Source organism: Acinetobacter faecalis, from assembly GCF_034187745.1.
Taxonomy (GTDB): Bacteria; Pseudomonadota; Gammaproteobacteria; order Pseudomonadales; family Moraxellaceae; genus Acinetobacter; species Acinetobacter faecalis.
In genome coordinates, this window is sequence record NZ_JAXHPF010000005.1 from 252950 (window position 1) to 259035 (window position 6086).

The window sequence follows — 6086 nt, forward strand, 5'->3', positions numbered from 1 at the left end:
CACACACTATGCAACTTGTAATGGAAATTCTTGTTTCAATTTTTTTACTTATTGGTGCTTTCTTTATGCTTATTGGTGGTATTGGCATGGTCAGACTTCCTGACTTGTTCATGCGCCTACATGCACCAACCAAATCAAGCACTTTAGGCTTAGGTAGCTTCTTAATTGCAGCTATTATTTATTCTGCCTTTCAAGGACGCTTTGGTTTTGCAGAAATTTTAATTACGCTCTTTGCGTTTATCACAGCGCCTGTATCCGCGAACTTAATAGCGCAAGCTGCACTTCACTTACGTTTAAGATCTATGAGTGGTGATGTACCTGAAGCAATTAATCGTCCATTACCTTGGCAACGCACACGCAGACGTGCCTTTCATGCAAAAAGCCAATCTACTAAAGATGATATTAACTAAAAATCACCTTTTATTTAGATCATAAAAAAGCCACCCTAAGGTGGCTTTTTTTATAAATCAAAATAACTTATTCATCATCTTTCTTTGCTTCAGCTGGAGGTAAATCCTTCACAGCTTCTGCAATTAGACCAAACATATAGTTACCATAAGCATTTGTCTTATCGTAATGGAAACGCAAACGCGGTGTAATACGCGTTTTAATACGATGACCTAACTCATGACGCAAGAAACCAGATGCCTTGTTTAAAACATCTAAAGTTTCTTTATTTGCTTCTTCATTTTGGTCATCGCCAAGTTCACGTCCCATCACTGTTACGTAAACTTCAGCATATCCTAAGTCTGGGCTAACCTTCACAGCAGAGATGGTCACAAGACCACCTAAGCGTGGATCTTTAAGCTCCTGACGGATAAGCTCAGACAACTCGCGTTGTACTGTATCCGCCATACGCTTTAGACGTTGACTACCCGCCATTAAAGACTCCGTTTAATTAATTTAACATCGTACACTTCGATCTTATCTAGTGCTTTAATGTCTTTATAACCTTTAACCGCAAGACCACATTCCATACCAGCACGAACTTCTTCAACCACTTCTTTATAGCGACGAAGAGACTCAAGCTCACCTTGGAATACAACCACGTCATCACGTAATACGCGAATTGGTTTATTGCGATGTAATGTACCTTCAAGAACCATACAGCCTGCTGCTGCACCAAATTTACTTGAATGGAATACTTCACGTACTTGAGCAACACCAAGAATTGTTTCACGATGTTCTGGCTCAAGCTTACCGCTCATTGCCGCTTTAACATCATCAATCAATTGGTAAATGATTGAGTAGTAACGAATATCGATACTATCTGCATCTGCTTTTTGACGAGCTGCGTTATCTGCACGAACGTTGAAGCCGAGAAGAACCGCTTCAGAAGATTCAGCAAGTGTTACGTCAGACTCAGTGATTGCACCTACGCCCGAACCAATAATACGTACTTTAACTTCGTCAGTTGCAAGATCAGCAAGTGCAACATGTAGAGCTTCTAACGTACCACGTACATCAGTTTTCAATACAACGTTAACGATAGGCACATCTTTCTTGCCCATAGATGCCATGATATTTTCAAGACGCATTGCAGATTGACGTTCAAGACGTTTTTGACGTTCACGATCCATACGAGCATCGGCAACTTCACGTGCTTTTTTCTCATCGCTTACAACAAGAACTTCGTCACCCGCCATTGGCGCTTCTGGAAGACCTAAGATTTCAACAGGAATCGAAGGACCTGCAGATTGAATACGTTTACCATTTTCATCTGTCATAGCACGTACGCGGCCGTAAGAAGCACCAGCAAGCACTAAATCACCAACTTTCAACGTACCGTTTTGAACAAGAATAGACGTTACCGCACCACGGCTGTTGTCTACACGAGCTTCAATAACAACACCTTGAGCTGCACCTTCTTCAGATGCTTTCAATTCTAACAATTCAGCTTGAATCGAAATAAGATCAAGTAATTCGTCAATACCCATACCAGAATGCGCAGAAACCATTGCAACTGGAACATCACCGCCCCATTGTTCAGGTACGATTTCTTTTACAGTTAATTCATTCAATACGCGATCAGGATCTGCAGACTCTTTATCCATTTTGTTAATTGCAACAATAATTGGAGTACCAGCAGCACGAGCATGATCAATTGCTTCAGCAGTTTGTGGCATTACACCATCATCTGCTGCTACAACTAATACAACGATATCTGTTGCTTTCGCACCACGTGAACGCATTGCAGTAAATGCAGCATGTCCCGGAGTATCAAGGAAAGTAATCATACCCTTGTCAGTTGTAACGTGGTAAGCACCAATATGCTGTGTAATACCACCAGCCTCGCCTTGTGCAACTTTCGCACGACGAATACGGTCAAGAAGCGATGTTTTACCATGGTCAACGTGACCCATGATTGTAACAACAGGTGCACGAGTTGACTGAGCACCACGCGCTTCTTCAGCAGCTTCAAATAAGTTATCTTCTGCTTGTGTATCAGAAACTAGAACTGGGTTATGACCCATTTCTTCTACAATAAGTGCAGCAATTTCTTGATCAATCGCTTGGTTTTGAGTAACTAGCTCGCCCATTTTCATGAGTGATTTAATAACTTCACGTACCTTGATTGCCATTTTTGCAGCTAAGTCAGCAACAACAATGGTTTCACCAATTTCTACATCGTAAACTTGTTTCTTAACAGGTTTTTCGAAGCCGTGTTTATTTGAAGAACTTGTTTTCAAACCACGTTTAGGTTGTTTGCTAAAGCTTTGCTCTTCCTGACCACGACGACCACCTTTTTTCGGTGCGCGTGCAGTTGGAGTATTCGTACCACGTTTGATTTCGCGGTCTTCTTTCGCAAATGAATCTTCATATGCTTGACCAACTAAACCAGCCGCTAGTGGAGAATCATCCACTACACGAATAGTTGCAGTTGCATCATCTGAAGAGTATTTAGACGCCATTTGACGCATTTGCTCAAGTGTACGTTGTTGTGCTTCTTCAGCTGACTTACGACGTGCAGTTTCTTCAGCCGCTTTTAACTGTGCAGCTTGAGCTTCACGAGCACGCTTTTGTTCAGGTGTTTCTACTTGCTTAACTTGTGCTTTAACAACAGGTTTATTTGTAGATTTACGCGTAACAACAACAGCAGCTTTAGATACTTCTTGCTTTTCAGTTGTTTGTTTTGCAGCAGCACGCATCGCTTCTAATGCTTTACTTGCACCAGAAGATTGTGATGGTTTCTCAGCTTTCGCTGTAGATTTATTCGCAACATTTTGAGTTGCTTGTTTCGCTTGTTCTTCAGCTTTAGCCAAAGCTTCTGCTTTAATTTGTTCAGGATCTGGCTTAACAAATGTATGCTTCTTACGAACTTCTACATTAATTGTTTTAGCTTTACCTGATGTACTCGCCACTTTAGCGGTACTCGTAGTTTTACGTTTCAACGTGATTTGTCCTGCATTACCTGAGTCTTGACCATGAATTTTCTTCAAATGGTTGACTAAGGTACTTTGTTGTTCAGTAGAAATAATATCGTCAGCTTTACTTTGCGGTAAGCCAGCGTCACGAACCTGTTCCAGGAGCTTTTCAACGCTACGATTCACGCTGATAGCCAACTCTTCAATCGACTTGTCCGTCATATATTACCTCCTAGTTAAACCATGATTCGCGCGCTTTCATAATGAGTTGACCTGCTTTTTCAGCACCTAAACCGTCGATATCTTCGATATCATCAGTTGCTTGATCAGCAAGATCATCAATTGTTACTACACCACGAGCAGCAAGCGCATAAGCGATCTCTTGTGTCATACCTTCCATTGCTAGAAGTTCATCACTTGGATCTTGGATATTTTCTTGTTGTTTCAATGCGTCAGCTAAAGTAATTTCTTTCGCACGACTTTGTAGCATTTCTACAACTTCAGCATCCAACTCGATTTCATCGAATGTTTCAGCTGGTACATAAGCAATCTCTTCTAAAGAAGTGAAGCCCATTTCAACCAATGCCATCGCAAGATCTTCAGCAATATCAAGGCGACCAACAAACATATCTAAATACTGTTGAGCTTCGTTTTGCTGACGAGCACGATATTCGTCTTCAAGCATCATATTTAACTTGTAGCCAGTCAATTCAGAAGCTAAACGTACGTTTTGACCTTGTGAACCGATTGCACGCGCTAATTGATCGCTTGTTGCAAAAATAATATCTGCTGTACGTTCTTCTTCATCAATCACAATACCCGATACATCAGCAGGCTCTAAAGCACTTGCAATATATTGAGCTGGATCATCAGACCATACAACAACATCGATACGCTCACCATTTAACTCTGATTGAACTGCTTGAATACGTGTGCCACGCATACCAATACAAGCACCAACAGGATCAATACGGTGATCGTTTGTTTTCACAGCAATTTTAGCACGAACGCCAGGCTGACGCGCAGCAGCTTTAATTTCAATAATTTCTTCAGAAATTTCAGGAATTTCTTTTGTCATTAATGAAATAAGCATTTCAGGCTTAGAACGTGACAATAATAATTGTGCGCCACGACCTTCACGGTTTACGCTATATAAAATTGCATTTACACGTTGCTTAGGACGAAGAATTTCTTTTGCAATCATTTCTTCACGAGCAAGATAACCTTCAGCATTTTCACCTAAGTCAATAATGAAGCCATCTTTGGTTTGTTTTTTAACTTCACCATAGATAAGTTCACCAACTTTAGCTTCATATGCATCAGCAATTAAAGCACGCTCTGCTTCACGAATTTTTTGAACAATTACTTGTTTAGCAATTTGTGCAGCAATACGTCCGAAGTCAATCGATTCAACTTCTAATTCACGAATATCACCAATTGACCATTGTGCAGGATCTACATCAGAAATCGCATCTTGGCATGCAGGCATTTCGTGATCTTCATCAGCTACAACTTCCCATTGACGGAAAGTACTATAGTCACCAGTTTTGCGGTCAATCTCTACACGTAAACGTGCTTCTTCAGAGCGTGTACCTTCATAGAATTTCTTTTTAGTTGCTGCAACTAGAGCTTGTTCGAGCGCTTCAAAAATCGCATCACGAGGTACACCCTTTTCGTTACTAACTGTTTCTACTACAGTAAGAATTTCGCGTGCCATGAGTCACCTATTTCGTCAGATTCTTATTTATTCAATTAATCTTGATAGATCAAATTCGCTTTATCAATATTGTGACTATCAATGTCCAATACTTGTTGCTTTTCAACCTCAACCTGAATCATTTCATTTTCAAGATCAACAGCGATGAGTTTTGCTTGAAATTTACGACGGTTTTCTACTGCACTAATCAAGCGTAAGGCAACTTGTTGACCAATATACGCTGACATCTGCTCTAGTTGAAAGAAAGGTCGATCCCAACCTGGAGATGACACTTCAAGTGCATACTCACCAGAAATTGGATCATGTACGTCAAGCATCGCGCCTACTTGTTGAGTAACACGTACGCAATCTTGAACGCCAATACCGCGCCCTTGCTCTTCTTCACCATCTTCATTTGTGGTTGTCGCTACGCTTTCATCAACTGCTTTGTCGATATAAATACGTAGTAAAGAACGTTTACCCTGAGGTGTAAATTCAATACCCCAAAGATCTACATTACATGCTTGTACTGCTGGAGCAATAAGATCCTGAAGTACTTGAGTTTTATTTGATAGCTTCATTTACTCTCGTCAAATTTGTGAAATTAAATGGTCAAACGGCTACTACAAGCCAACACAAAACTATTGTAGTAGTGAAACATGACGATTTGACCAAAAAATTGTCGACACTACACGATAGATAACAAAAAAGGGCGTAATCGCCCCATTATTACACAGAAAACCAAAGTCCACTGTGCAAAAAGGCCCACCTTGTTGTGAGCCTCTCTTTAGAAACTTGGTAGCGGGAGCTGGATTTGAACCAACGACCTTCGGGTTATGAGCCCGACGAGCTACCAGACTGCTCCATCCCGCATCAACGTGCAAAAATTATATACAAAATACTAATCATTTTCAATCAAACTTTCAGTTTTTGCCCAATTAAGTCGCACCTTAATTGGAAGTGGTAGCGGGAGCTGGATTTGAACCAACGACCTTCGGGTTATGAGCCCGACGAGCTACCAGACT

5 protein-coding genes and 1 tRNA gene are annotated in these 6086 nt (G+C 40.9%); 1 reads left to right on the plus strand and 5 read right to left on the minus strand.

Annotated elements, in window-relative coordinates; all coding sequences use genetic code 11:
- The first annotated feature begins 8 nt into the window (after positions 1 to 8).
- Complete coding sequence (locus tag SKM54_RS07700; protein ID WP_154772015.1) at positions 9 to 410, plus strand: Na+/H+ antiporter subunit G; 402 nt, start codon at positions 9 to 11, stop codon at positions 408 to 410.
- 67 nt (positions 411 to 477) lie between these two features.
- On the opposite strand, the gene SKM54_RS07705 is transcribed toward SKM54_RS07700, so the two are convergent.
- The 5 genes from SKM54_RS07705 to SKM54_RS07725 form a co-directional block, all read right to left on the minus strand.
- On the minus strand, positions 478 to 882 hold the full coding sequence (locus SKM54_RS07705; RefSeq protein ID WP_154772014.1) for a ribosome-binding factor A: 405 nt from the start codon (positions 880 to 882) through the stop codon (positions 478 to 480).
- Positions 882 to 3587 (minus strand): translation initiation factor IF-2, encoded by a 2706-nt coding sequence (gene infB / locus SKM54_RS07710; RefSeq protein WP_154772013.1) that lies wholly within the window; start codon positions 3585 to 3587, stop codon positions 882 to 884. The genes SKM54_RS07705 and infB overlap by 1 nt, the downstream gene beginning before the upstream one ends.
- A 10-nt stretch (positions 3588 to 3597) precedes the next feature.
- Positions 3598 to 5082, minus strand: a complete 1485-nt coding sequence (gene nusA / locus SKM54_RS07715) for a transcription termination factor NusA (protein WP_311918165.1) — start codon at positions 5080 to 5082, stop codon at positions 3598 to 3600.
- Between the two features lie 35 nt (positions 5083 to 5117).
- On the minus strand, positions 5118 to 5642 hold the full coding sequence (gene rimP / locus SKM54_RS07720) for a ribosome maturation factor RimP (RefSeq protein WP_154772011.1): 525 nt from the start codon (positions 5640 to 5642) through the stop codon (positions 5118 to 5120).
- Between the two features lie 215 nt (positions 5643 to 5857).
- A tRNA-Met gene (locus SKM54_RS07725) sits at positions 5858 to 5934 on the minus strand.
- Between the last annotated feature and the right edge of the window lie 152 nt (positions 5935 to 6086).

Excerpts from the sequence above, each read along its gene's own strand:
- rimP (WP_154772011.1), bottom strand. The coding sequence starts at position 5,642 with ATGAAGCTATCAAATAAAACTCAAGTACTTCAGGATCTTATTGCTCCA.
- SKM54_RS07705 (WP_154772014.1), bottom strand. The coding sequence starts at position 882 with ATGGCGGGTAGTCAACGTCTAAAGCGTATGGCGGATACAGTACAACGC.
- nusA (WP_311918165.1), bottom strand. The coding sequence starts at position 5,082 with ATGGCACGCGAAATTCTTACTGTAGTAGAAACAGTTAGTAACGAAAAG.
- SKM54_RS07700 (WP_154772015.1), top strand. The coding sequence starts at position 9 with ATGCAACTTGTAATGGAAATTCTTGTTTCAATTTTTTTACTTATTGGT.
- infB (WP_154772013.1), bottom strand. The coding sequence starts at position 3,587 with ATGACGGACAAGTCGATTGAAGAGTTGGCTATCAGCGTGAATCGTAGC.